The 25,468-nt window shown below is 68.0% G+C and carries 24 protein-coding genes; 10 read left to right on the top strand and 14 right to left on the bottom strand.

The features are described from left to right. Positions 1 to 31: 31 nt before the first annotated feature. The 4 genes from KY49_RS30690 to KY49_RS30675 all read right to left on the bottom strand — a co-directional run bounded on the left by KY49_RS30690 (position 32) and on the right by KY49_RS30675 (position 3,482). Positions 32 to 865 (bottom strand): universal stress protein, encoded by an 834-nt coding sequence (locus KY49_RS30690; protein ID WP_042588076.1) that lies wholly within the window; start codon positions 863 to 865, stop codon positions 32 to 34. Continuing rightward, positions 862 to 1,365, bottom strand: coding sequence for a universal stress protein (locus KY49_RS30685; RefSeq protein ID WP_042588075.1), 504 nt, complete (start codon positions 1,363 to 1,365; stop codon positions 862 to 864). The genes KY49_RS30690 and KY49_RS30685 overlap by 4 nt, the downstream gene beginning before the upstream one ends. A gap of 69 nt (positions 1,366 to 1,434) precedes the next feature. Next, positions 1,435 to 2,634 carry an acetate/propionate family kinase gene (locus tag KY49_RS30680; RefSeq protein ID WP_042588074.1) on the bottom strand — a complete coding sequence of 400 codons (1,200 nt, stop codon included), beginning with the start codon at positions 2,632 to 2,634 and terminating at the stop codon, positions 1,435 to 1,437. A gap of 8 nt (positions 2,635 to 2,642) precedes the next feature. Continuing rightward, positions 2,643 to 3,482, bottom strand: coding sequence for a universal stress protein (locus KY49_RS30675; protein WP_042588073.1), 840 nt, complete (start codon positions 3,480 to 3,482; stop codon positions 2,643 to 2,645). Positions 3,483 to 3,666: 184 nt separating this feature from the next. On the opposite strand from KY49_RS30675, the gene KY49_RS30670 reads away from it, so the two are divergent. From KY49_RS30670 to KY49_RS30660, 3 genes are all read left to right on the top strand, one after another. Continuing rightward, entirely contained in the window at positions 3,667 to 4,215 is a 549-nt protein-coding gene (locus KY49_RS30670) for a hypothetical protein (RefSeq protein WP_231636551.1), read from the top strand. 82 nt (positions 4,216 to 4,297) lie between these two features. Then, positions 4,298 to 5,296 carry a bifunctional enoyl-CoA hydratase/phosphate acetyltransferase gene (locus tag KY49_RS30665; RefSeq protein ID WP_042588072.1) on the top strand — a complete coding sequence of 333 codons (999 nt, stop codon included), beginning with the start codon at positions 4,298 to 4,300 and terminating at the stop codon, positions 5,294 to 5,296. A gap of 80 nt (positions 5,297 to 5,376) precedes the next feature. After that, positions 5,377 to 6,417, top strand: coding sequence for a zinc-dependent alcohol dehydrogenase family protein (locus KY49_RS30660; RefSeq protein ID WP_042588071.1), 1,041 nt, complete (start codon positions 5,377 to 5,379; stop codon positions 6,415 to 6,417). A gap of 57 nt (positions 6,418 to 6,474) precedes the next feature. Here the strand turns inward: KY49_RS30660 and KY49_RS30655 are convergent, their stop codons facing one another. From KY49_RS30655 to KY49_RS30645, 3 genes are all read right to left on the bottom strand, one after another. After that, a complete protein-coding gene (locus tag KY49_RS30655; protein WP_042588070.1) occupies positions 6,475 to 7,878 on the bottom strand; it encodes an MBL fold metallo-hydrolase RNA specificity domain-containing protein in 1,404 nt (467 codons plus the stop codon). Between the two features lie 91 nt (positions 7,879 to 7,969). Further along, entirely contained in the window at positions 7,970 to 8,611 is a 642-nt protein-coding gene (locus tag KY49_RS30650; protein WP_042588069.1) for a hypothetical protein, read from the bottom strand. Between the two features lie 31 nt (positions 8,612 to 8,642). Next, entirely contained in the window at positions 8,643 to 9,593 is a 951-nt protein-coding gene (locus tag KY49_RS30645; protein ID WP_042588068.1) for a universal stress protein, read from the bottom strand. Positions 9,594 to 9,766: 173 nt separating this feature from the next. Between KY49_RS30645 and KY49_RS30640 the strand changes: the two genes are divergently transcribed. Beyond that, positions 9,767 to 10,213 carry a hypothetical protein gene (locus KY49_RS30640; protein WP_042588067.1) on the top strand — a complete coding sequence of 149 codons (447 nt, stop codon included), beginning with the start codon at positions 9,767 to 9,769 and terminating at the stop codon, positions 10,211 to 10,213. Between the two features lie 10 nt (positions 10,214 to 10,223). On the opposite strand, the gene KY49_RS30635 is transcribed toward KY49_RS30640, so the two are convergent. Genes KY49_RS30635 through KY49_RS30615 form a run of 5 tightly spaced genes read right to left on the bottom strand, consistent with a single transcriptional unit; the run spans position 10,224 to position 14,831 of the window. Further along, positions 10,224 to 11,714, bottom strand: a complete 1,491-nt coding sequence (locus KY49_RS30635) for an efflux transporter outer membrane subunit (protein WP_042588066.1) — start codon at positions 11,712 to 11,714, stop codon at positions 10,224 to 10,226. Continuing rightward, positions 11,692 to 12,777 carry an HlyD family secretion protein gene (locus KY49_RS30630; protein ID WP_042588065.1) on the bottom strand — a complete coding sequence of 362 codons (1,086 nt, stop codon included), beginning with the start codon at positions 12,775 to 12,777 and terminating at the stop codon, positions 11,692 to 11,694. The genes KY49_RS30635 and KY49_RS30630 overlap by 23 nt, the downstream gene beginning before the upstream one ends. After that, complete coding sequence (locus KY49_RS30625) at positions 12,774 to 13,478, bottom strand: ABC transporter ATP-binding protein (RefSeq protein ID WP_177316767.1); 705 nt, start codon at positions 13,476 to 13,478, stop codon at positions 12,774 to 12,776. Before KY49_RS30625 ends, KY49_RS30630 begins: the two co-directional genes overlap by 4 nt. Next, positions 13,475 to 14,611 carry an ABC transporter permease gene (locus KY49_RS30620; RefSeq protein WP_042588063.1) on the bottom strand — a complete coding sequence of 379 codons (1,137 nt, stop codon included), beginning with the start codon at positions 14,609 to 14,611 and terminating at the stop codon, positions 13,475 to 13,477. The genes KY49_RS30625 and KY49_RS30620 overlap by 4 nt, the downstream gene beginning before the upstream one ends. A gap of 28 nt (positions 14,612 to 14,639) precedes the next feature. Further along, entirely contained in the window at positions 14,640 to 14,831 is a 192-nt protein-coding gene (locus KY49_RS30615; RefSeq protein WP_042588860.1) for a DUF2964 family protein, read from the bottom strand. 242 nt (positions 14,832 to 15,073) lie between these two features. On the opposite strand from KY49_RS30615, the gene KY49_RS30610 reads away from it, so the two are divergent. Genes KY49_RS30610 through ftsH form a run of 3 tightly spaced genes read left to right on the top strand, consistent with a single transcriptional unit; the run spans position 15,074 to position 18,358 of the window. Beyond that, positions 15,074 to 15,724 carry a BON domain-containing protein gene (locus KY49_RS30610; RefSeq protein ID WP_042588062.1) on the top strand — a complete coding sequence of 217 codons (651 nt, stop codon included), beginning with the start codon at positions 15,074 to 15,076 and terminating at the stop codon, positions 15,722 to 15,724. Positions 15,725 to 15,758: 34 nt separating this feature from the next. Next, positions 15,759 to 16,406, top strand: coding sequence for a BON domain-containing protein (locus tag KY49_RS30605; RefSeq protein WP_042588061.1), 648 nt, complete (start codon positions 15,759 to 15,761; stop codon positions 16,404 to 16,406). Positions 16,407 to 16,429: 23 nt separating this feature from the next. Continuing rightward, positions 16,430 to 18,358 carry an ATP-dependent zinc metalloprotease FtsH gene (gene ftsH / locus KY49_RS30600; protein WP_042588060.1) on the top strand — a complete coding sequence of 643 codons (1,929 nt, stop codon included), beginning with the start codon at positions 16,430 to 16,432 and terminating at the stop codon, positions 18,356 to 18,358. Between the two features lie 22 nt (positions 18,359 to 18,380). On the opposite strand, the gene KY49_RS30595 is transcribed toward ftsH, so the two are convergent. Beyond that, positions 18,381 to 20,174 (bottom strand): adenosylcobalamin-dependent ribonucleoside-diphosphate reductase, encoded by a 1,794-nt coding sequence (locus KY49_RS30595; protein WP_042588059.1) that lies wholly within the window; start codon positions 20,172 to 20,174, stop codon positions 18,381 to 18,383. 260 nt (positions 20,175 to 20,434) lie between these two features. Here KY49_RS30595 and KY49_RS30590 point away from each other — a divergent pair, with 260 nt between their 5' ends. From KY49_RS30590 to KY49_RS30580, 3 genes are all read left to right on the top strand, one after another. After that, positions 20,435 to 21,373, top strand: a complete 939-nt coding sequence (locus tag KY49_RS30590; protein WP_042588058.1) for a 1-phosphofructokinase family hexose kinase — start codon at positions 20,435 to 20,437, stop codon at positions 21,371 to 21,373. A 317-nt stretch (positions 21,374 to 21,690) separates the two neighbouring features. Next, positions 21,691 to 22,230: a hypothetical protein gene (locus tag KY49_RS30585; RefSeq protein WP_052495808.1), complete on the top strand. Its 540-nt coding sequence runs from the start codon at positions 21,691 to 21,693 to the stop codon at positions 22,228 to 22,230. A 125-nt stretch (positions 22,231 to 22,355) separates the two neighbouring features. Next, complete coding sequence (locus KY49_RS30580; RefSeq protein ID WP_042588057.1) at positions 22,356 to 24,647, top strand: heavy metal translocating P-type ATPase; 2,292 nt, start codon at positions 22,356 to 22,358, stop codon at positions 24,645 to 24,647. A gap of 185 nt (positions 24,648 to 24,832) precedes the next feature. Here KY49_RS30580 and KY49_RS30575 read toward each other — a convergent pair whose 3' ends face one another. After that, complete coding sequence (locus tag KY49_RS30575; RefSeq protein WP_042588056.1) at positions 24,833 to 25,180, bottom strand: hypothetical protein; 348 nt, start codon at positions 25,178 to 25,180, stop codon at positions 24,833 to 24,835. Between the last annotated feature and the right edge of the window lie 288 nt (positions 25,181 to 25,468).

The following is a 25,468-nucleotide window of genomic DNA, read 5'->3' as shown; positions in this document are numbered from 1 at the left end:
GGCGCCCGGATGTGGCCGCCCCGTGCGCCGGTCAATGCGACATCAGCACCGGCACCGTCATCGTTTCGAGGAGGGCGCGCGTCGCGCCGCCGAGCACGCGCTCGTGCATCCGCGTATGGCTGTACGCGCCCATCACGATGAGATCCGCGTGCAGGTCGCTGGCCCGGTTCAGCAGCGTCATGCCCGAGCCGATGTCGTTCTCGCGCGGCGTCGTCGAGAACGACGCGCGCACGCCGTGACGCTCGAGGTACGCGGCGACGTCGACGCCGGCCGGCGTCTTGTCCGGATCGGGTCGCTTGCGCGCGACCGTTTCGACGTTGACGAACCGCGCGCGCATCAGCAGCGGCATCGCATCGGCCACCGCCCGCGCGGCCTCGCGGCCGCCGTCCCAGCCGATCAGCACGTTCTCGCCGAGCGTTCGCACCTGGCCCGCGTAAGGCACGATGATGGCCGGCCGGCCGCTGGCCATCACGACGTCCTCGACGAAATGGCGGGCGATGTACGTCATGCGGTCATCGGGGGCCTGCTGGCCGAGCACGAGCAGATCCGCGTGACGCGCATGCAGGATTGCGGTCTCGGTCGCGGGGCCGGCGGGCGCCCGCCATTCGACGCTGCGCCCAGCGCGTTCGGCCGCGTCGAGGAAGCGCTCCTCCGCCTGCTTGCGGCGCTCGTCGCACAGCCGCTCGTACACGGCGAGCTTGAGCGGCTCGCTGGGCCGCAACAGCGGCTCGAACAGGTCCTGGCAGACGATGTAGAGACCGATCAGGTGCGCGTTCCAGCGCTCCGCAAGATCGAGCGCGAGCTTGACGCGTGCGGCGCAGCGCTCGCTGTCGTCGAGATGGACGAGCAAGGTCTTGTAGCTCATGACGGCTCCTTTTCGGTCGAGGCCGCGACGGTTGCGGCGGCGGGCTGCGGCGCGCAGCGCGCCGGAATCATCAGGACGGGGCGCGTGGCGCCGCGCAGCACGCGCTCGGCGACGCTGCCGAGCACGAGGCGCCGGAACCCGCGCCGGCCGTGCGTGCCCATTACGATCAGGTCGGCACCCACTTCTCGCGCGACGAGCAGGATGCGATCCGCGATGTCTTCGCCGGCCGGCTGGACGTTGGCGATCTGCGGCGTGCCGGACACGCCGCGCTCGGCCATCCGTTGCGCGGCGTCGTCGGTGACGCGCAGCCCTTCTTCGCGGAACGCGTCGATCAGGATCGACGGATCGTAGCCGAGCGCGTCATAGGCCGGCACCAGGAAGTCGATGACGTAGACGGGAGTGAGCCGCGCACCCGTCTCCGACGCGAGGGTCAGCGCGGCATCGAGTGCATGCGAGGATGTTTCGCTGCCGTCGAGCGCGACCAGGATATGCGAGTACATGGCGGTTCCCTTGAACAGGCGTGGATGCATTCATCATCGGCGCACGCGGCGTGGTCGCGCTGATCTGGATCAAGCGCCGCGGCCGTCCCGTAGCAGCCATATCGCATCGCGCGCCGCGATCCAGGCCTCGTTGGTCGGCTCGACGACCACGGCGACCGCGCTCGACGGGCGCGACACGACATGTGCATGCCGCGCGTTGGCCGCCGCGTCCAACTCGATGCCGAGCCAGTCAAACGTCGCGCAGATCCGCTCGCGCAGTATGGAGGAATGCTCACCGATGCCGGCCGTGAACACCAGCATATCGAGGCCGCCGAGCAGCGCGGCCAGCGCGCCCGCCTCGCGCACGATCCGATGGACGTACAGCGCCAGTGCATCGCGCGCCATTGCGTCGCCAGCGGCTTCACGCTCGAGGAGGACGCGCGGGTCGCCGGAAATGCCCGATACGCCCTTGAGCCCCGACTCGTGATACAGGATCTGTCCGAGCGCGTCGGGCGACAGGTGCCCGACGTCGAGAAGATGCAGCACGACGCCAGGATCGAGCGTGCCGCAGCGCGTGCCCATCATCAGGCCATCGAGCGCGGAGAAGCCCATCGTGGTTGCGACGCTGCGCAGTGCGCGCATCGCGCACAGGCTCGCGCCGCTGCCGAGATGCGCGGCGATAACGCGGCCTCGCGCGCGCGTGCCGAAGGCTTCGTCGAGCGCAACGGACAGGTAGGCGTAGGACAGGCCATGGAATCCGTAGCGGCGCACGCCCTTGTCGAACCACGCGTGCGGCAACGGCAGCCGTTGCTCGGTGACGGGCAGCGTGCGATGGAATGCGGTGTCGAACACCGCGACCTGCGGCAGTCCCGGCCATGCCGCTTGCAACACGGCGATCGCGTCCAGGCAGTGCGGCTGGTGCAGCGGCGCGAGCGGCGTCAGCGTGCGGAGCGCGTCGAACACGTCTTCATCGACGACGACCGTCGCCGCATGACGCGCGCCACCGTGCACAACGCGGTGCGAGACTGCGCCCAGTGCGACGTGCGTCAGCCGCTCGCGGACCCACGTGACGATTTGCGCGAAGATCTCGCGATAGGGATCGCCGCAGGCAGGCGCCAGACGGCGCGGCGGTTCGGCGTCGAATCGCACGCCGACGCCGTCGCTGCTGACGAGCGCCTCGCCGTCATGCAACGGCCTGCGCTGGGGATCGCCATGCGGCGGATACGCGAATACCGCGAACTTGACACTCGACGAGCCCGCGTTGATCACGAGGATCGCACGCGTACGCATCGTATCGCTCAGTGCGACATCAGGACCGGCAGCGTCATCGACGCCAGCACCGTGCGCGTCACGCCGCCCATCACAAGTTCGCGCCAGCGCGCATGACCGTAAGCGCCCATCACGAGCAGATCGGCGCCGGTCTCGTACGCGCGCGACAGCAGCGTGTCGCCGATCGACGCGTCGGCGCCGCACTCGATGTCGAGCACGTTGACGTCCGATGCGTGCCGCGCGAGCATCAGCGCCGCGTCGGCGCCCGGGATGCGCACGTTGGCGTCCGGGTCGTTGCCGTTGCCGACGGCGACGACCGTCGTGCGCTTCGCATGCTCGATGAACGGCATGGCGTCGTGGGTGGCGCGCACCGCCTCCCGGCTGCTGTCCCACGCGACGAGCACGCGCTCGCCGAGCGACGGATAGTCGCCCGCGTACGGGACGAACAGCACCGGCCTGCCGGCCGACAGCACGAGGTTCTCGGGAAACTGGTCGTCGATGTAGGTCTCGGGATCGTTCGGATCGCTCTGGCCGACGATCACGAGATCCGCATGACGCGCATGGCGTGGCACGACGGTGTTGGCGCGCGCGTCCGCGGCGATCCAGTCGGCCGACACCTTGGCGCGTGTCGTCTCCGCGTGGAACAGGCGCTCGAGCGCGGCAAGGCGTTCGTCGCGCCGTTCCCGGTGTTCCCGGAAATAGTCTGCGGAACCGGCCATCACGTAGAACGAAACGGGTTCCGGCGTGTAGATCGCGGACAGCGCGGTCAGGTGTGCGTCAAAGCGCCGCGCGAGCCGCAACGCAAACTCGAGGCGCGCGTGCGCGCGATCGCTCGTATCGAGGTGCACAACGATGCTCTTGTAGCTCATCGCAGTCGCTCCATCGACGGTGAATCCGTCAGTGCAATCCAGTCTATGAAGCAGGCCGGTCGCACGCTTGACTCAGATCAACCGCGGCCACGCGCCTCGAACACACAGTGAAACGGTCGCTTCGCCAAATTCCGAGGAGCGGCGCGGGACGAGATCCCGATCAACCGACCGGATCGAAAGGGGGATGATGATGAACGACGCCAAGGTAACGCCGTTCGACGGCGTGCGCACTGGCTGCGATGCAGGGCTGCGGTTGCTGGCGCTGGGCCAGGACTGGCGGCGCGAGTGGCATGCGCTGATAGGGCGCCGCATCGAGCGGGATTGCGATGCGACGCAGCGGTTGCAGGAAGCGCTCGCGGACACGAGCGACTGGAGCACGTTTGGCGAAGCGGTCCAGCGCATGTTGCGCGACTATGTGATCGCAAGCGTGGAGATCTGGCGGGACGCCGGGGACGCGTGCCTGCGCGCACAGTATGAGAGCGCGACGGCGTGGCGAAAGTGGCTGCGCGAATACCAGACAGGCTGGCTGGACAAATATCAGACGGACTGGCTGCCTGACCTCAGCCGGCTCGCGGTGGTTAACGAGGCCAGCATGCCGTGGCGCGACTGGATGGAGGCGCTTGAGCAGGGCATGACGGCGGCGATTCGGCAGGACGGCGCCGCGGCGGTGCCAGAGCCCGCGCGGCGCCGGGCCGGCGTGCATGCGGCGCAGGAGAGCGTCCCTGTGAAATGAGCATGGCGCCTTCGTCACGGGGGGAATGGGTGGCCACAACGCCGGGATCGGGACCGGCACCCGGCACTTACGTCCTCGAGACATGAACGGGAGCGCCACATTCGGCTCGGCCGACAGCACGAACCTACCGGGCCTGCTGCAATCCGCGGACGGCACGCTCCCTGCGCTGATCGCGCGCGCCCGCGACGTGCCGCCGCTCGTGATCGCGGTCGTGCACCCAACCGACGCGGCCAGCATCGCGACCTTGGCCGCGCTGCGCGACTCGCCACTTCATGCGTCGATCGAGCCGCTGATCGTTGCCCCGCGAGCGAAGGTGCTGGCCGTAGCGCGAGCGGAGGGTATCGATCCCGACCGCTGGCCGATCGAGGATGTGCCGCACAGCCACGCGGCTGCCGCGCGGGCGGTTGAGCTCGCAGCGGCAGGCAGGGTCGCCGCGTTGATGAAAGGCAGCCTGCACACCGATGAACTGGTGGCGGCGGTCGTCGCGACAGAATCTGGCCTCCGCACGGGCAAGCGAATCTCCCATTGCTTTCTGATCGAGTCTCCAGCCTATCCACGGCCGTTCATCCTGACCGATGCGGCCGTCAACATCGCACCTGATCTCGCGCAGAAGGTGGCGATTACGCAGAACGCCATCGACGTGGCGCACGCGCTCGGCGTGCCCTGTCCCCGTGTCGCCGTGCTGTGCGCGGTCGAGACCGTCAATCCCGCGATGCGCTCGACGCTCGATGCGGCGGCGCTCGCCAAAATGGCTGAACGCGGCCAGATCACGGGCGCAATCGTCGACGGCCCGCTGGCGTTCGACAACGCGGTGTCACAGCGCGCGGCATTCGACAAGGGGATCGATTCGAAGGTCGCGGGCCGCGCAGATATTTTCGTCGTGCCCGACATCGAGGCCGGCAACATGCTCGCGAAGCAGTTCGAGTATCTCGGCGGCGCAGCGAGCGCCGGCGTCGCGGTCGGCGCGCGCGTACCGATCGTGCTGACGAGTAGGGCGGACGGCGTGGCTGTGAGGCTCGCTTCATGCGCGCTGGCCGCGCTGCTCGCCGACGCCTGGCGCAAATCGGGCCTTCCAGCTTGATGAAGGTCAAGCGAGCCGGCCAGTCCGCTTCCTATATTCATGAGCGCAGGGGAAGCGCCTCCTGCGACGGAGGAAATGCAATGAAAGCACTCATCTACCAAGGCAACGGGCGCAAAGCGCTCGAGCAGCGGCCGATGCCGGAACTGCAGGCGCTGACCGACGCGATCGTCAGGATGACGCGCACGACGATCTGCGGCACCGACCTGCACATCCTCAAGGGCGACGTGCCGTCGTGCGAACCGGGGCGCATCCTCGGTCACGAAGGCGTTGGGATCGTCGAGCAGGTCGGTGCGGCGGTCAACACGCTGATGCCGGGCGATCACGTGCTGGTCTCGTGCATCTCGTCGTGCGGCCGCTGCGACAACTGCCGTCGCGGCCTGTACTCGCACTGCGCGACGGGCGGGTGGATCCTCGGGCACCGGATCGACGGCACGCAGGCCGAATTCGTGCGGATTCCGCACGCCGAGACGAGCCTGTACCGGGTGCCGCCCGGCGTGGACGAGGACGCGCTCGTGATGCTGTCCGACATCCTGCCGACCGGGTTCGAATGCGGCGTGCTGAACGGCAAGGTGCAGCCGGGCTGTTCGGTCGCGATCGTCGGCGCCGGCCCGATCGGGCTCGCGGCGCTGCTGACCGCGCAGTTCTATTCGCCCGGCCGGATCATCATGATCGACCCGGATCGCAATCGGCTCGACGTGGCGCGCTGCTTCGGCGCGACCGATTGCATCGACGGCCGCGCCGGCGACACGGTCGCGCAAGTGCTGAAGCTGACCGACGGCGTCGGCGTCGATTGCGCGATCGAGGCGGTCGGCATTCCGGCGACGTTCGAGTTGTGCACGTCGATCGTCGCGCCGGGCGGTGTGGTCGCGAACATCGGCGTGCATGGCGTGAAGGCGGACCTGCACCTCGAGAAGCTCTGGGATCGCAACATCGCGATCACGACGCGGCTGGTCGACACCGTCAGCACGCCGATGTTGCTGAAGACCGTGCGTGCAGGGCGGCTCGATCCGACGCAGCTCATCACGCACCGCTTCTCGCTCGACGACGTAGGGCAGGCGTACGACACGTTCGGCCGCGCGGCGGAAACGTACGCGCTCAAGGTCATCATCGAAGTGAGCTGAGCAATTCGGGCAGGGCGGGCCACGCGTTGCCCGCCCTGCCGTGCGCGCACAACCTGCCTAGCGCGACAGCGCCGCGACCTCGTCCGCGCCGGCCGCCGCGACCTCGTCGAGATCGACCGTCTGCTGATAGGTCGGCACTTCGCACGGCCAATGCAGCCGCTCCTCGATGCGCCGGCGAAGCGCATCCGCGGCGGCCGGCTCACCGTGGGTCACGAACGTGCGGACCGGGGGCTGCTGCATCGCGCCGAGCCACTGCAGGATCTCGTCGTAATCGGCATGGGCGGACAGCGCCGCGATGGTCTCGACCTGCGCGCGCACCCGCACGTATTCGCCGTGGATCTTCAGGGTCGGCTCGTGCGCGGCGAGCGCCGCGCCGCGCGTGCCGGCGGCCTGGTAGCCGACCAGCGCGATCGTGTTCCGCGCGTCGGGCGCGTAGCGGGTCAGGTGATGCAGCACCCGCCCGCCCGTCGCCATTCCGCTTCCGGCGATGATCACCATCGGGCCTTGGTGCCCGGCGATGGCCTTCGAGTGATCGACGGTGCGCACCATGGTCGCCGCATGGCCGAGCGCGTCCGACTCGGACAGGGTCAGCCGGTGCTCGAGGAGGTGATGGCGATAGACCTCGGTCACGTCGGTCGCCATCGGGCTGTCGAGATACACCGGGACGTGCGCCATGCGGCCGGTCGCCTTCAGCCGGGCGATGTAATGCAGGATCTGCTGCGCCCGGCCGACGGTGAAGCAGGGCATCACCACCACGCCGCCCCGCGCGAAGGTCTTCTCGAACAGCGCGGCCAGTTCGCTTTCGGGGTCCGAATCGGGATGCAGACGGTCGCCGTAGGTCGACTCGACGACCACGTAGTCCGCATGGGCCGGCGGCGTCGGCGCGCGCATGATCGGGTCGTGGCGGCGGCCGAGGTCGCCCGAGAAAGCGAGCACCTTGTGATTCCAGTTCATCACGACGCTCGCCGCGCCGAGAATGTGGCCGGCGGGCAGCAGCCGGAACGACAGCGCGCCGCCCAGCGGCACGCATTCATCGAATGCGCGCGGCGTCAGCAGGCGCAGCGCGCGCAGCGCGTCGTCCATCGTGTAGAGCGGCCGCGCCGGATGGTGTTTCGAATAGCCGTGGCGGTTCGCGAAATCGGCTTCCTCCTCCTGCAGCCGCGCGCTGTCGCGCAGCATGATTTCGCACAGTTCGGCGGTCGCCGCCGTGCAGTACACCGGCCCGTGATAGCCGTCGCTCGCCAGCACCGGCAGGTAGCCGCTGTGGTCGATGTGCGCGTGCGTGAGAATGACCGCGTCCAGCGTGTCGGGCGGGAACGGCAGCGGGCTCCAGTTGCGCAGGCGCAGGTTCTTCGTGCCCTGGAACAGGCCGCAGTCGACCAGCACGCGCCGGCCGCCATGCTCGACCAGGTATTTCGAGCCGGTGACGGTTTCGGTCGCGCCCAGGAAGGTCAGTTTCATTGCTCGTCTCGATGCAAGTTGCGGGTTTCGATGATTCGATTACATCGCGGCCACGCGTCCGATCCTTGATGGAAATCATGAATTTCCGCGCCTATCTGCGTGAAGAACATTCGTGATCGTTGCGATCCGGGCGTGCCGCCGGACGGTGCCACCTCAGCCTGCGATCCGTGACCAGCGTCTTCCAGTCGATCTTTAGGAGGACATACACGCAACCGATCAGGACGAACTGCGAGACGACGAAATAGCCGCTGAGATACGTCTCGCCCCACTGCGGCTCCAGATCGATGTGTGCAGCCGCAAACCTGCCGAGATAGGCCCACACGGCATAGCTCGCGGCGCGCCCGATGAAGAACGCGACGCCGATACCGCCGAGCGGCAGACCGGAAAGTCCGTACGCGATGAACAGGTAGTTGGACGGAAACGGACCGAGCGCATAGAGGAAGAAGACGCCGGCGGTGAGCCGTCTTCGCCTTGAGAGCCAGGTTCGGACGATGTCGATGTTCTCCCGGTCGGTGTCGCGCATCCATCGCCCTCGCACCAGCGTGCGGGCAAAAGCGGCCAGCACCACGCGCCCCATCGTCGCGGCGCAGGCGGCGACGATGGCGAGCACGAACGGATTGATGTCGGATAGGCTGAAGCCGACCCACGACATGGCCATCCACGTCGGCGGAGCAAACGCCGGAATGAGATTCAGCAGAAGAATGGCGACGAAGAGTACGGCCAGCGTTCCCACGATATGGCCTCGCTGCGGTCGGCGCGACGCGTCAGGTTTCCCGTGCGTTAGCGAGCAGCAGCGGGACGCGCGTGATGCGTGCCACGTGCAACGCGACGCTGCCGAGCATCCAGCCAGTGATGCCGCGCCGGCCGTGCGAACCCATCACGATCAGGTCGGCCTGCCAGGCAGTTGCTTCGCGCGCGATCGCCCGAGGCACGTCATCGCTGGTCTGGTGCGTATGCACGATCGCCGTGCCGGCATGCGCCGACACTTCCGCAAGGACCGATGCCGCGGCCGCCAGCGCGCGCTCGCCTTCTTCGACGAACGCATTTTCGAGAACATCGATAGGGACGAAGTCCGTCAAGCGGACGGCGCGGTCGACGACGTAGACGGCCCGCAGCGCCGTATCCGCCGACGCGTACCGGATGCCGAACCGCATGGCCCGCAGCGCCGGCGGACTTCCGTCAGTCGCGAACAGGATGCGGCGGGGCGCATGCTCGACGACGGAGCCGCAGCCGTCGGGGACGATGACGATCGGGCATCCGGTCTGCCTGGCCAGCGGCTCCGAGACAGCGCCCTCGAGCCAGCGGAGCAAGCCGTGATGCTGGCGTGCTCCGACGACGACCAGCTCGGCTTGCCACGTCCGGGCGATGTCGAGCAGCGCATGCACGACGTCGCCACAGCGCTTGGAAAGGTCGATGACTTCGGTCTCGACATGCACGTCGCTGCGAGCGAACGCGTCCCGGGCCATGCCGAGCACCGCGACCGCATCTCCGAGTAGCTCCGCGCGCGCCGAATCCAGATAGGCCGCCGTCGCCGCGCCAGTCGGCACGAGCGTGCGCGGATTGTCCGCCACGGTGACGATGCAGACCTGCCCGCCGGACGGGACAATATTATGTGCGTATGTCAGCGCCTGCCCGGATGATGCCGACCCGTCGATTGCGACGAGGATTCGGCCGGGCCGCGTTGAAATTGCGCCGCTTGAGCTATCGGAAATCATCGGGGAGCCTCGTTATGGGTTGCGACCATTCACAGAAATTCTGTGCTGCCGACGACGCGGCAGCTTGACGCCGATCAACGTCCGGGCCTTGCGGCAGCCGGATAGTCGGCCCATGCGTGAGCGCGCAACCGGGGTCAATGGGCGGTGCGCGTCGCTTCGACGGGGGACGCAACATGACGCTGATCGCCAATCTGGACGGGGCCCGCAGCGGCTACCGGCTGTGCTTCGTGCGCGCGCCGTGGGCGTGGTTCACCTGCCTGTCGCTCGACGAGCAATGCGGCGAAAGCTGGGCGGAGATTCCGTACCAGGACGTCGCAAAGCCGCCGTACAGCGATTCCCGCACCCAGGTCCTCAAGGTCGCATTCGACGCGCCACGCCTGCTGCCGCCCGAGGCGGGACGGCACGGAGCCGCGTACAGCGTCGAGGAGATCAATCGCGGCGCGGCGCCGTGGCTGCACAGCGAGGATTTCGTCGACGGTGCGACGCTCACCGTGCCGGGAGGCGCGACGCTGCAGGCATTTGTCGAGGCGATCGAGGCGGCCGGCGGCACCGTGTACGGCCCGCTCGGCTGGGCGGAGCTGCCGCCGTGGCAACGGCCCGCCGTGCCGGCGGCGCGCTGAGCGGGCAGGGTCAGGCGGCCTCGCCCCAGCCGCCGCCGAGCGCGACATAGAACGCGACCGTGTCCTGCAGTCGCTGCGCGAGTGCCTGCAGCCACGCGATGCGCGCCTGGTGGAACTGCGTGTCGGCGACGAGCAGCTGGATATAGCCAGTGATGCCCGCCTCGTAGCCGGCCTGGGTGAGCGCCAGCGCATCGCGTGCGGCTGCCATCGCGCGCGCTTGTGCGTCGAGCGCCGACGCGTCGTGCGCGAGCGCGCGCAGCGTATCGGCGACCTGCGAGAACGCCGACAGCACCACTTGCCGGTAGGCGGCATCGGCTTCGTCATAGGCGTCCTGCGCGGCGCGCCGCTGGTTCAGGAGCGCGCCTCCATGGAACAGCGGCGCGGTGAGCCCCGCGCCGACGCTCCACGCGTGGCCGGCCGGCCCGAACAGCTTGCCGGCGACGACGCTGTCGAAGCCGCCTGAAGCGGACAGCGTGACGTTCGGGTACAGCGCCGCCGTCGCGACGCCGACCTGCGCGCTGGCGACGTGCAACTGGGCTTCCGCCTGCAGGATGTCCGGCCGGCGCCGCACCAGGGAAGACGGCGCGGTGTCGGGCAGGCTCGCCGGCAGCGCGATGGCGTCGAGCGACACGTCCGGCGTGCGCCAGTCGGCCGGGTAGCGTCCCGCCAGCAGCGCGAGCAGATCGTCGGCCTGCGCGCGCTTCTGCTCGAGCGCGGGCAGCGTCGCCTCCAGCGACGCGCGCTGCGACTCCAGCGTCAGCACCGCGACGTAGGCCGTCGCGCCCGCCGTCACCTGCGCGCGCGTGAGGCGGATCTGTTCGTCGAGCAGGCCGATCATCTCGCGCGTCGCGGCGATCTCGTCGCGATAGGCAGCGTGCGCGATCATCGTGTTGACGACGTTCGCGGTCAGCATCAGGTAGGCGCCCGCCAGCGCCTGGCGCTGCGCGTCGACGTCAGCCGCCAGCGCTTCGACCTGGCGGCGTTCGCCGCCCCACAGGTCGAGCGTGTAGCTGACGGTCGCCGACAGCGTGAACAGGTTGAAGATCGTGCCCGGCAGCGCCTGGCCGGTGCGCAGCGGCGAATAGCGCTGCCGCGACGCGCCCGCCTGCGCATCGGCTTGCGGGAAGAAGATGCCTTCGCCCGCCCGCAGCGCGTGTTCGCTGCGCCGCAGCGTCGCCTGCGCGCCCGCGAGCGTCGGGCTGCCGGCCAGCGCATCGCCGACCGCCGCGTCGATTTCATGGCTGCCGAAGCGGGTCCACCAGTCGCGCGTCAGCGGTTCGGCCGCCGACAGCGTTTGCGTCCGGCCGCCGCCCGTCCACGCGCCGGACGTCGCGGCAGGATCGTCGGGCGCCACGAAGCGCGCCACGCTCGGCGCGCTCGGCCGCACGAAATCGCGGCCGACCGCGCATCCGGCCAGCAGCGCGGCGAGCGCGAGCGCACCCATTGCGCGCCGCGCGGCGCGCCCGCGATTCATTCCGTCATTTGCCGGCCACGTACACATCGACGACCTGCCCCGGGAACAGCCGCACATCCTTGTTCGGCACGATACGGAAAATCACCGGCAGCACCCGCACGTCGACGCGCTCGGTGCGCTGGTCAGACAACTCGATCTTCGGCGTGACGTAGGGCTGCACGCGCACGAACTGCAGGTCGGCCTCGACCGACGTGCCGCGCACGAACATGTGAGCCTTCAGCGCGCGCAGGTCGGGCAACTGGTGGATCAGGATCTCGTCGATGTAGCAGCGCACCTGCAGCCGGTCGCCCGGCGTGCCGAGCACGGCGACGGGCGCGTTGCCCTGCGCATAGGTGTCGTAGAGGCCCTGCGGGCTCAGGTAGGTGCCGACGGCCGCGTTCATCGCGAGCACGACGCCGTCGGTCGGTGCGCGCAGCGTATAGCGCGCGAGCAGCGCGGCGGCCGCGTCCGCGCCGCGCCGCAGCGCGATCGCCTGCGCCTGCTGGTTGCGCACGTCGTAGTTCCACGCGCCGGCCTTCGTCAGCTGGTACTGGCGCGTCACGACGCCGAGATTCGCGGTCGCGACGCGCACGCCGTTCGCGGCCGTGTCGAGCGCGTCGCGGCTGACCGCCTTCGGGTCGATGTCGTACGCGCGGCGCTGCTTGTCGTACTGGTCCTGCGCGAGCTTGAGGCTCGCCTGCGCGGCCGTCATCTGCGCGCTCGCGACGTCGAGCACCTCGCGGCGCGGCTGCGCCTTCAGCTCGTCGAGCATCGCGGCCGCGGCGTCGGCCTGGGCGGCGAGCTGCGCGGCGGTTGCGCGCTGCACCGAATCGTCGATCGTCAGCAGCGCGTCGCCGGCCTTCACCGCGTCGCCGTCGTGCACCAGCACCCGCGTCACCGCGCCCGACACGTCCGGGTACACGTTGACGTTCGCGCCGGCCGGCTGCTCGCTCTCGACGATCCCGTTCGCATAGACGCCGCGCGCATACGGGTTGGCGGCCGGCTTGAACACGGGCGGCTGCGGCGGTTCCTGGCGGCTGTAGACCCACGCCGCGACGAGGCTCGCAAGAAAGCCCGCGAGCGCGATGACGAACACGAGGCGGTGCTTCATCGCGCGCCTCCGCGTTCGATGCCGTTCAGCTTGCCGTCTTCCATCTTCAGGATGCGGTCCGCGTATTCGAAGATCCGCGCGTCGTGCGTGACGATCACGATGCAGCGCGTGTCGTTCAGCACCTGGTGCTTGACGAAGTCGATGATCACCCGGCCCGTGTCGCCGTCGAGCGACGCGGTCGGCTCGTCGAGGATCAGCAGGTCGGGCTGGCTGACGATCGCGCGCGCGATCGCGACGCGCTGCTGCTCGCCGCCGGACAGCTTGACGGGCGGCAGTTGCGCGCGGTTCGCGAGTCCGACCACGTCGAGGTAGGCGAGCGCTTCCTTCAGCGCGTCGTCCCACGGCCGGCGCTTCAGGATCAGCGGGATCGCGACGTTCTCGGCCGTCGTGAGCCGCGGGAACAGGTGATAGTCCTGGAACACGAAGCCGATCCGGTTCAGCCGGAAATCGGCGATCGCGTCGTGCGGCTGCGCCCACAGGTCGACGCCGTCGATCGACACTGTGCCGGTTTCCGGCCGCAGGATGCCCGAGATCACGCTCAGCAGCGTCGTCTTGCCGCTGCCGGACGGCCCGACGATCAGCAGCATCTCGCCGAAGCGCGCCTGCATCGACACGTCGCACAACGCCTGCGTGCGTGCGGCGCCTTCGCCGAACCACTTGCTGACGCCGCGCGCGTCGATCGCGATGCCGCTCATCGTCAGCCCCGGAAGATGTCGAACGGCTCGATGCGCAGCACGCGCCGCACGCCGAGATAGCTCGACAGCGTCGCGATCACGACCACCATGCCGAACGCGAGTGCCAGGTTGCCGTACGTGATCAGCGCCGCGTAGTCGGGAATCTGCAGCTTCGCGAGGCTGATCATCAGCACGCACAGCCCGACGCCGATCCCGTAGCCGGTCAGCGCGGTGAAGGTCGCCTGGAACAGGATCATCAGGACGAGCTCGCGGCTTTTCGCGCCGATCGCCTTCAGTGCGCCGAACTTGTCCAGGTTCTCGAGGATGAACGCATAGAACGTCTGCCCCGATATCGATAGCCCGATGATGAAGCTGATCACCGTCATCAGCATGATGTTGGTGCCGAGCCCCGTCTCGTACTTGTAGAAGCGCGCGATCTGCGCGATGAACTCGTTGCGCGTGTACGCGCGATAGCCGAGCGCCTTCACGACCGCCTTGATGTGCGGGATGTCCGCGTTCGATTTCGGCTCGACGAGGATGTACGACGTCGTGAAGCGCGGCGACGGGATGTAGCGGATCGCGCGCGCGTAGGTCGTGTAGAGCGTCGGCGTGCCGAACAGCCCGCTTGCCGCGACCTTCGCGATGCCGACGATCACGCCGCGGTGGTCGTTCAACTCGAAATCGGTGCCGATCGCCGGATTCTCGAGCTTGCGGAACTCGGTGTCGTCGATCGCGATGAAGCCGTTTTCCGCGTAAATGTCCTCGATGCGCCCCTGCAGCATCGTCGGGCGGCCGAGCAGGCTCGCATCGTCGAGGCCGACCACCGTCACAGCCTGATAGGTGCCGGAACGCAGCTTCACGAGCGCCGCGCCCGAGTAGAGCGGCACCGCGTATTTGACACCGTCGGTGCTGCGCACCGCGTCGAGCACGTAGTCGGGCATGCCGATGCTGTTCGCGATCGTCTTCACGGCCGGGTCCATCACCCACATCTTCGCGCCGATGTTGATCACGGACGCGGACGACTTGTTCAGGATGCCCGCGAACAGCGACGTCATCTCGATCATCAGCAGCACCGAGAACGTGATGCCGACGATCAGCGCGGTGAATTTCGCGCTGTCGTTGACGAGCAGCTTGAATGCGAGGCGCAGGATGCCGTTCATGATGCCGGCTAGCGCGGGTTTGCGCCCGCTATCGTTCGTCCCGCGCGGTCGGGTTGAGCAGCGCGACGAACGCGGCGATGCCCGCCACCAGCGCGACGATCGCAAATGCAAATACCCGCTGGTTGTCGAACAGCATGCCGTGCACGATGCCAGCCAACGCGCCGAGCGCGATGAACACGAAGATCGTTGCGAGCACGATCCGGGATTGCTTGCGTACCATGAAGTCCTCCTGAATGATGGCCTCCGGATGCCCGGCGGACGCGCGATCGAGGTCATGATCGCGTGCGGGAGCGCGGCGCGCTTGATCTGTATCAACGGACGAAAACGGCGGGCGCGCCATGCGGGGGCGCACCGCGTGTTTTACGCAACCGTTGACCTGCATCAGGGAACCGGCTGCTCAGGCGCACACAGTCGCTTCATGTGCGGCGGTATCCGGCGCCGTGTCTCGATGGAGAGCGAGCAATGAACGCGGACAAGCAACTCAAGCAGGACGTGCAGGAAGAGCTTGAATTCGATCCGGCCGTCGATGCGGCGCGCATCGGCGTGGAGGTCGCAAACCGCATCGTGACGCTGTCCGGGCATCCGGCTAGCTATGCGGAAAAACTCGCGGTGGAGCGGGCGGTGAACCGGGTGTCGGGCGTGAAGGCCGTCGTCGTCGACATGACTGTGCGCTTGCCCGTCGCGGACTTGCGCACGGACGAGGACATCGCGGACGCGGTGCGCTCGATCTTGCACTGGACCGTCGGCCTGCACGACGACCGGGTCAGGGTGCAGGTCGAGCGCGGCTGGATCACGCTGTCGGGCAAGGTCGATTGGGCCTACCAGAGCCATGTCGCCGTGCGCACGATCTCGCAGATGCGCGGGGTGATCGGCGTGACGAACCATATCGAGGTACTGGGCGACGTCGGCGCCGACGATATCGGAGCCAGCATCAAGCGCGCGATCCTGCGGCATGCCGAGCGCGAGATCAGGCACATCGAAATCGACGTGCACGATGGCACGGTCACGCTTTCCGGCAAGGTGGATTCGAAGGCCGAGCGCGAGGCCGCGCGCTGGGCCGCGTGGTCGGCGCGCGGCGTCCGGGTGGTGGTCGACAACCTCGACGTGGCGTGACACCGCCGAAACCGGCGCCCGACGGGAGAATCCCATGAAATCCGATGCAACGCTCAAGCAGCACGTCGAACAGGAACTGTTCTGGGACCCGGCGCTCGACGCGCGCCGGATCGACGTCGACGTCCGTGATCGCGTCGTCACGCTGCGCGGCACGGTCGCGAGCTGGGCGCAGAAGTTCGCGGCGCAGAAGGCGGCCCAGCGGGTCGGCGGCGCACGCGCGCTGGTGCTCGAGTTGGCGGTCGCGGCGCCGCCTTCCGCCCGCGCGGACCAGGATCTCGCGGCGGCGATCATGTCCGCGTTCAAGTGGCAGGAAGCGCTGCAGGACCAGCCGGTCCGGGCCCAGGTCGACCACGGCTGCGTGACCCTTGACGGCGAGGTGGACTGGGGGTACCAGCGTCTTGCGGCGGAAACGATCGTGAGCCGGATGGCCGGCGTCGTCGGCGTCGCGAACCGTATCCAGGTGCGTGCCGCGCACACGGCGTCGGACGTCGGCGCGCAGATCGCCGCCGCGTTCGCGCGCCGCGCGCAGCGCGAATCCGCCGCGATCTCGGTCGATGCGGCTGACGGCGTCGTCACGCTGTCGGGCACCGTCGATTCGCTGGCCGACAGGCGCGCCGCGTGCGGCGCGGCATGGTCGGTCAAGGGTGTCCGGGAAGTCGTCGACCGGCTGACGGTCGCGTGACGCGCGGCTGCCGGCCTCCCGTCATGGACAAGCAATTCGACTATTCCAGCCTGCTGATCGCGATCGGGTTCTTCATTCTGGTGGCGGTGCAACTGCTGTCGTCGCATCAGGAAACGACGTCGATCGCGTACAGCGACTTCCATCGGCTCGTTACCGCACGGCTCGTCGACGATCTCGAGATCGGCCAGGCGTCGATCTCGGGCACGCTGAAGATGCCCGAGGCCGGCGCGATGCTGCCGGCTTCCGAGACGTCCGTCGTGAAGGAGGCCGGCGCGCCGTGGCGCTTCTCGACCAACCGCGTCACCGACGAACACCTGGTCGACACGCTGAGCGCCGCCGGCATCCGCTATCACGGCACGCCGGACACGAGCTGGCTCGCGGCGCTCGCGTCGTGGGTGCTGCCGCTGATCGGCTTCGTGTTCATCTGGAACATGATGCTGCGACGGCGGGGCGGGCTGCAGGACTTCAGCGGCATGGGCAAGAGCCAGGCGCGCGTGTACGTGCAGCAGGCGACCGGCATCACGTTCGACGACATCGCGGGCATCGACGAGGCGAAGGCCGAGCTGCAGCAGCTCGTCGCGTTCCTGCGCAACCCGGAGCGCTACCAGCGGCTCGGCGGCAAGATCCCGAAAGGCGTGCTGATCGTCGGCGCGCCGGGCACCGGCAAGACGCTGCTCGCGCGCGCGGTTGCCGGCGAGGCGGCGGTGCCGTTCTTCTCGATCAGCGGCTCGGCATTCGTCGAGATGTTCGTCGGCGTCGGCGCGGCGCGCGTGCGCGACCTGTTCGAGCAGGCGCAGCAGAAGGCGCCGTGCATCGTGTTCGTCGACGAGCTCGACGCGCTCGGCAAGGTGCGCGGCGTCGGCATGATGTCGGGCAACGACGAGCGCGAACAGACGCTGAACCAGTTGCTCGTCGAGATGGACGGCTTCCAGGCCAATTCCGGCGTGATCATCATGGCCGCGACCAACCGGCCCGAAATCCTCGATCCCGCGTTGCTGCGCCCGGGCCGCTTCGATCGGCACATCGCGATCGACCGGCCCGATCTCAACGGCCGCAGGCAGATCCTCGGCGTGCACGTGAAGCGCGTGAAGCTCGCGGCCGGCGTCGATCTCGCCGAGCTGGCGTCGCGCACGCCGGGCTTCGTCGGCGCGGATCTCGCGAACGTGGTCAACGAGGCCGCGCTGCATGCGGCCGAACTCGGCAAGCCGGCGATCGAGATGGCCGACTTCGACGAGGCGATCGATCGCGCGATGACCGGCATGGAGCGCAAGAGCCGCGTGATGAATGAACAGGAGAAAGAGACGATCGCCTATCACGAGGCCGGGCATGCACTCGTCGCGCAATGCCGTGCGCACTGCGATCCGGTGAAGAAAGTGTCGATCATCCCGCGCGGCGTCGCGGCGCTCGGCTATACGCAGCAGGTGCCGACCGAGGACCGCTACGTGCTGCGCAAGAGCGAGCTGCTCGACCGGCTCGACGCGCTGCTCGGCGGGCGGGTCGCCGAGGAGCTGGTGTTCGGCGACGTGTCGACGGGCGCGCAGAACGATCTCGAACGCGCGACCGCGATGGTGCGCCACATGATCATGCAATACGGGATGAGCGAGCGCATCGGCCTCGCGACGTTCGACGACGGCGCGCCGCGCGCGGGCGTGCCCGGCGCGTGGACGCCGGGCGACGGGCGCTGCAGCGAGCACACCGCGCAGTTGATCGACGACGAAGTGCGCGCGCTGCTCGCGGACGCGCACGCGCGGGTCGCCGCGACGCTCGCCGAGCATCGCGACGCGCTCGAGCGGATCGCGCGGCGGCTGCTGCAGCGCGAGGCGATCGATCACGACACGCTGGTGGCGCTGATCGCGGCGCCGGTCGACGCCGCGCGGCCGGCCCGGCGGCCGGATGCGAGTGCGCCGGCCGACGCGACGGCGGATGCCCGGACAGTTGACACCCAGGCATGACGGGTAACCGGAATCACGCGGCTCAGCAGGTGATGCACGCCGGCGTGTCGGCGCGGTTCGCCGCGTCGTCGGCGACGACCGACGCAAGCTGCGGATCCGGACGGAAGATCGTGATGCCCTTGAGCCGCTCGCGCCACGCGAGAAAGAACAGCGCGTCGACTTGCGACAGCGAACAGCGCTGATCGACGGTGACCGTCTTCGAGATGCCGGCGTCGACGCTGGGCTGCAGCGCCGCGAGCATCGCGACGTGATCGGCCGGCGCGACTTGCGCCGCCGTGACGAAGTAGTCGGGCAGCGCCGCGCGATTGCCGTGCAATTGCCGGAACAGCCGGTACGCGTGGTTCTCGACGCGGAACGCGTGCACGCGATTGTCGCCGGTGCGGACGTGGCGCCGCTGCACCCAGCCGACGGCCGGCTCGATGCCGTTCGAGCAGTTGTCGCAGAACGCGAGGCTCACGCTGCCGGCGGGCGCGAACGACAGCAGATGGCTGTTGCGCAGCCCGTGCCGCGCGATCGCGTGGTGCACGGCCAGCGGCAGCGGCGCGCGGTGTGCCGGCCCCTCGAGATAGTCGGCCGGGTCGTAGGCCGGAAACGCGCCGCGCTCGGCGGCGAGGGCCGCCGACGCGCCGAATGCGTGCTGGCGCATCGTCAGCGCGATCTCGCGCGCGACCATGCGCGCGGGCGCTCCGTCGTAGCGGAGCTGCAGCATCGTCAGCGCATCGGCGAGGCCCGTCACGCCGACGCCGATCCGCCGCTTCGCGTGCGCCTCGCGCGCATGCGCGGCGAGCGGCCACGTCGTCAGGTCGAGCACGTTGTCAAGCAGGCGCACCTGCACGCGCACGAGTTCCGCGAGCAGCGCGAAATCGAAGCGCGGCGCGCCGTCGATGCCGAACGGATGCCGCACGAGCCGTGACAGATCGATCGGCCCGAGCACGCAGCTGCCGTATGCGGGCAGCGGCTGCTCGCCGCACGGGTTCGTCGCGTCGATCCGTTCGTGCCCGCGCAGCGGATTCGTGTCGCGGATCGTATCGAGAAACAGCAGCCCGGGTTCGGAGCTGTCGCGCGCCGCGTTGACGATCGCCTGCCACAGCGTGCGCGCCGGCACGGTTGCATATGCATGTCGGCCGTCGGGCAGCGCGGCCGGCGCGTTCGCACCGGCGGGCGGCGGGACGCGATGCGCGAGCGTCCAGGGCAGGTTGTGCACGACGGCTTCCATGAACGCGTCCGTCACGCCGACCGACAGGTTGAACGTCGGCCAGCGCCGCCGGCCGTGCTTGGCCGTGACGAACGCGAGCAGGTCCGGATGATCGCAGCGCAACACGCCCATCTGTGCGCCGCGGCGCGGGCCAGTGAACGGCAGCATGCGGCACATCGCGTCGAACCGGTCGATTGCCGCACACGCGCCTCGTTGTTCCGCGCCGGGCCGCTCGTACGCGCCGGCCGGCGGAACCTGCGAGAAATCGTAGCCGATGCCGCCGCCCATCAGCAGCGTGATCCGTGCCTCGTCGAGCGCCTGCGCGAGCGCTGCGTCGACCGCGTGCACGGCCGCTTCGTCGGGCATGGCGAGCGGGTGCACGAAGCAGTTGACCATCGTGCAGTCCGTCCCGGCGCCCGCATTGGCGAGGATGCGCCCGGCCCCGATCGCGCCGCGCTGCAGGTTGCGGAGAAACGCCTGCTTGACTTGCGCCCGCGACGCTGCCGGCTCGGCCAGCGAAAGCGCATGCGCGACCCGGTAGAACGCCGCGGCGCGAGTCGTTTCGCCGGGCCGCGCATAGCGGTCGGCGAACACGGTCTTGCAAAGTGGCTGTTCGTCCATGGCGAGACTCCGCGACGATCAATGGTTCACTGTACGAGGCGCGAATGGCGAATCGTTGATCGAACGCAATTCCGGCCGTTTCGGGCATCGCTTGACGCCGGTCAACGAAACCTGCGGCATCGAGCGTAGGGTGACGCGAGGCAGGCGTGCCACGGTGGCCGCAACGGATCGGGCGCATCGCGACCGACGTCGGCACGGCCGTCGTGGGCAAGCCTGCACTGCATAGCCATCCGAACCCTTGCCTTCATGCTGACCATTCGATGACCGACGTCGTCACCGTGACATTGAATCCCGCCGTCGATGTCGCGACATCGGTCGAGCACATCGTCGATACGCACAAGCTGCGCTGCGCGGCGCCGAGGCGCGACCCCGGCGGCGGCGGGATCAATGTCGCGCGTGTCGTTCACCGCCTGGGCGGCGACTGCGTCGCGCTATATACGGCCGGCGGCCCGACGGGACAGGTGCTGACCGCGTTGCTCGAGGCCGAGCGCCTGCCCGCCGTGCGCATGGCCATTGCCGGCGAGACTCGCGAGAACTTCTGCGTGCACGAGACTTCGACCGGCCGCGAATTCCGCTTCCTGATGCCGGGCCCGTCGCTCGCCGCCGACGAATGGCGGAACGTCGACGCCCACCTCGAGCGCATGCATCCCCCACCGCGCTATCTGGTGTTGAGCGGCAGCCTGCCCGCGGGCGCGCCGGCGGACCTGTACGCAAGGCTGGCGCGGGCGGCGTCCGCGCGAGGCAGCCGAGTCGTCGTGGACGCCGCCGGCCCCGCGCTGCAAGCAGCCCTCGATGCCGGCGTCTATCTCGTCAAGCCGAGTCTCGGCGAACTGAGTGCGCTGGCCGGGACGCCGCTCGACGAAGATGCGGCATGCCGCATGGCGCGCGAGCTCGTCGATGCGGGTCGCGCCGAGGTCGTCGCGCTGACGCTGGGCGCGCGTGGAGCGTGCGTGATCTCGCGGGATGGCGCATGGAGAATGCCCGGCAGAGCGATGACGGTCTGCAGCACGGTCGGCGCCGGCGACAGCTTCGTCGGCGGCATGATCTGGGCGCTCGGGCGTGGTGCGCCGTTCGACGACGCGTGCCGCTACGCACTCGCGGCATCAGCTTCTTCCGTTTCGACTCCCGGGACGGCCCTGTGCACGCGCGAGGACGTGGAGCGGATCCATGCGGAGCTGGTGGCGGAACTCATGTATTGACGGCTGCGTTGTTGGCGCGGCCTGTTCACCTGGGCGCATCACTCGCCGCGGCGCCAATTCCGTCCCGATCGGCATGTTGACCTCCATCGGCGGCGAGCTTGCGTGCCGGCAGAGAGTGAATTCGCGATCATTCTTCGCGGCTGCCCTCGCATCGTGCCGCGGGCGGTTTCTCGGCCTGCTGGCGCAACTCGAACGTGCGAGTACTTTTGATGCGTGTCAAAGGTAGTCAGGGGGCCGGCCGTATGCTGATTGAAAAAGTAATCAGGTAGATCGCCGGACGGTCGGCGATTTTCCCCCAATGTCGAAGCGGAGGCACCGTGAAAACGATACTGCTCTCAATGGCCATCGGCCTTGCCTTTATGTCACCTCCGCTCCACGCCGCATCGAAAGACAGCGCGACGACGCCAAGCAGTTCGAAGACTCAGAGTCCGAACACAGATTCATTTGACAAGAATCTGACCCAACTTCAGGAGCAGATGAGCGTCATGAATGCGCAAATGAACCAGATTCGCAAGACTCAGGATCCGCAGGAGCGTCAGAAGCTCTTGCAGCAGCACTGGGACACAATGCAAAGCGCGATGAGCATCATGCGGAGCATGTGGGAACCGGGAGTGATGGGCTACGACAGAATGGGTCCGGGGATGATGGGAAAAGGCGGCCCCGGGATGATGGGCGGAGCCGGTCCCGGCGACGGAGGATGGGGCCACATGGGTGGCTACTATTCTCACCTGACGCCCGAGCAACTGCGGAAACGGCAGTACATGAGCGACCAGTACCTTCGTATGCAGCAGGAAATGATGAACAACATGATGTGGCATCAACAATACCGGATGCCGCCCCGTGAAGGGACGAAATAGCGAGGAGGGAAATGGCGTGCGTCACAAGTCTGGATTGCAATCCCTGGACTGAAGCGGACATCACCATTCGCCGCCACCCCAATCAGTTCCGATTCTGGGCCTACGGCGGACCATGCTCACGTGCCATGTCACCCGTTTCGCGTATCGTCGATTTTGCATTGCTGTTTGTCTCGACAGCCACGCTGGTGGCGGGGCTGACGCTCGCCATGACTGGCATGGGCACGCTTGCCCGAGCAATGTGGCTTGCCGGCGCGACACCGGTTCTGCTTGCGCTGACCGTTTCCAGTGCAAGAGCGATGATCAGGCGCGAATCCGGCATCGACATACTCGCGTGGCTCGCGATCGGCCTCGCGCTAGCGCTGGGCGAGTATCTCGCCGCAGCGGTCATCGGGTTGATGCTGGTGAGCGGCCGTGCGCTCGAGCAATATGCCCAAAGCAGGGCGCAACGCGAGATGACGGCGCTGCTGGATCGCGCGCCGCATCACGCGATGCGATTCGAAAATGGAGCGTGGCGGCAAGTGGTTCTGGATGTCGTGAGTCCCGGTGACAGACTTCTTGTGCGCAGCGGTGAGTTCGTCCCCGTCGACGGCGTGCTGACCGCAGAGGCCGAACTGGACGAATCCATGTTGACCGGCGAGCCGGTTGTTCGGCGTCGGTTGCCGGGAGAATCCGTATGCAGCGGCGTAGTCAATGCGGGCGCGCCGTTCGAGATGGTGGCCTCCGCGAGCGCCGGCGGCAGCACGCTTGCCGGCATCGTCCGCATGGTGCAATCCGCCCGACAGGAGCGTAGCCCGGCAGCGAGGCTAGCAGACCGCTATGCGGGGTTTTTCGTGCCCTTGACATTGCTGATCGCCGGCGGAAGCTGGATGGTGACCGGACACGTCGGGCGTGCGCTCGCCGTGCTGGTCGTCGCGACACCGTGCCCGCTGATCCTGGCGGTGCCGGTCGCCATCGTCTCCGGCATGTCGCGTTGCGCCAGGCGCGGCATTCTGGTCAAGGGCGGCGGCGCCCTGGAGCGGCTCGCACAAGCGTCCATTCTCTTCTTCGACAAGACGGGAACGCTCACCGGTGGCCGCGCTCGTCTCGTTGCGATCGAGAGCGCTCCCGAGGTGACTCAGCACACCGTACTGCGATTCGCGGCTTCGCTGGCGCAAGCGTCCGGCCATGTCATCTCCGAGGCGCTGACGATCGCGGCTCGCGAGCGTCACGTCAGTCTGTCACAGCCATTGTCTGTCCATGAAAGCCCCGGTGCGGGCTTGACCGGGCAGGTCGATGGCCGGGCGGTCGTGATCGGCTCGTTTGCGCATGTCACTGCGCATGCGACGGCCGCGCCGTGGAGCGAAACGCTGCTCAGGCGCGTGAGTAGCGAAGGCGGGGCCTCGGTATTCGTCGGTGTGGACGGCGTCATGATCGGTGCCATCCAGTTGGCCGATCAGGTGCGCCTCGAGACACCAAGAGCGCTGCGTCTCCTACGGCGGGAGGGAATTAGGCGACTAGTGATGTTGACCGGTGACCGACGCGACGTCGCCGAAACCGTCGGGACATTGGTCGGCGTCACTGAAGTGCGGGCGGAACAGACCCCCACGGACAAACTCGCGGTCATTCAGGCTGCCCGGCGCGAAGGCGTGGTGATCATGGTCGGGGACGGCATCAATGATGCGCCCGCGCTGGCCGTTGCCGACGTGGGTGTCGCAATGGGGGCGCGTGGTGCGGCGGCGGCGTCCGAAGCAGCCGACATCGTGCTGCTGATCGACCGCCTGGACCGCCTCGTGGAGGCGGTGCGAATCGCACGACGGACGCGTCGGATCGCACTCGAGAGCGTCGTGGCGGGTATGGCGCTGTCGATCGTCGCTATGGTCATCGCGGCGTGCGGGTTTCTGCCGCCGATTGCAGGCGCGGTGTTTCAGGAAATCATAGACGTCGCGGTGATTGTCAACGCACTGCGCGCCTTGCGGATACGATCGACTTCGATGGCGGGCGGGCTTGCACCCGTCGACGTCGATAGACTGGATGCGGAACATGTCCGGCTCTCACCGGTGCTGCAACAGATCAGGGACCTGGCGGACCGTCTCCCGGATCTTTCCGGTGCTGCGTTGCGGACTTCGCTCGCCGACATGAACGCGACATTGGCCCGCAGTCTGGTTCCGCATGAAAGATCCGATGATGTCGATATTTATCCGCGCCTTGTGCCATTGCTGGGCGGGGAAGATCCGCTAGCTGCGATGAGCGGCGCGCATCGGGAGATTTTCCGGATGATCCGCGTGCTTGAGCAGATGACGGTGGATTTGCCCGCCGACGGACCGGACCCGGCAGGCTTGCGGGAGGTTCAGCGCCTGCTGTACGGGCTGGAGGCCATTGTCCGGCTTCATTGTGCTCAGGAAGAGGAACTGTTTCACGCGCTCGGTGTGGAAGGTTAGGGCGCGCAACCGGATGCAGCCGATGTGCCTTTGTATCGGCTGCTTCGCTGCCGGGTTGTTTGCGCCAGTCGGCGGATCCACCTGACAAGGCGCCACACAGTGTGGCGCCTTCCGGATTTCACGACATCCACGCGATCAGGTAATAGCGGTGCCGGACGCCGCTCGATTCGCGATGCGCCGGGCACTCAGAACGCCACCTGCAGCATGACGTCGAACCCAAGCACAAGCGACGAGCACACGATGCCGAACGCCATGTTGCCGAGCCGGTGCTGGGCGTCCGGGTGCCGGCCGGCCCATGCGATGATGAAGAACGACGTGTCGAGGATCACCTGCAGCGCAAACACGGCCAGCATCAGCGTGAACTCGTATCCCGCCTGAGACAACTCGCTGAATCGCCAGCCGTGATTGTCGACCCAGTACGCGACGCGATAGACCTCGTAGATCGCGAGCAACAGCGGGAACAGATAGGACACGAAATAGGTCGGCACGGTCGCGTGCCGGAGTTCGGGAAGGAAATGATGTCCGGTTCGCATGACGGCCTCCGCTCAGTAAACGCGCGCGCATCGGAACGATGCCGCCCACAGCTTCAGCGTAGGTATTCGGACGAGGCCAAAGATTGACACGCGTCAACCGGTGGCTGCGACTCGACGCGCCGGCTGTGCGCCGGATTTTCCTGCCCCGACCCGCAGTGCCGAAGTTGCTCGCAAGCATCCTCAAGCAAGACCGGCGACAAGCGCCTTGAACGCTTCCCATTCCGCCGCCGGGAATACTTCGACGCTCTCATGACCCAGCGTCCGCATGCACGCGGAGACTTTGAACGT

It is taken from the genome of Burkholderia sp. MSHR3999, assembly GCF_000833595.1.
Taxonomy (GTDB): Bacteria; Pseudomonadota; Gammaproteobacteria; order Burkholderiales; family Burkholderiaceae; genus Burkholderia; species Burkholderia ubonensis.
This window is presented reverse-complemented; position numbering and strand designations above follow the sequence as displayed.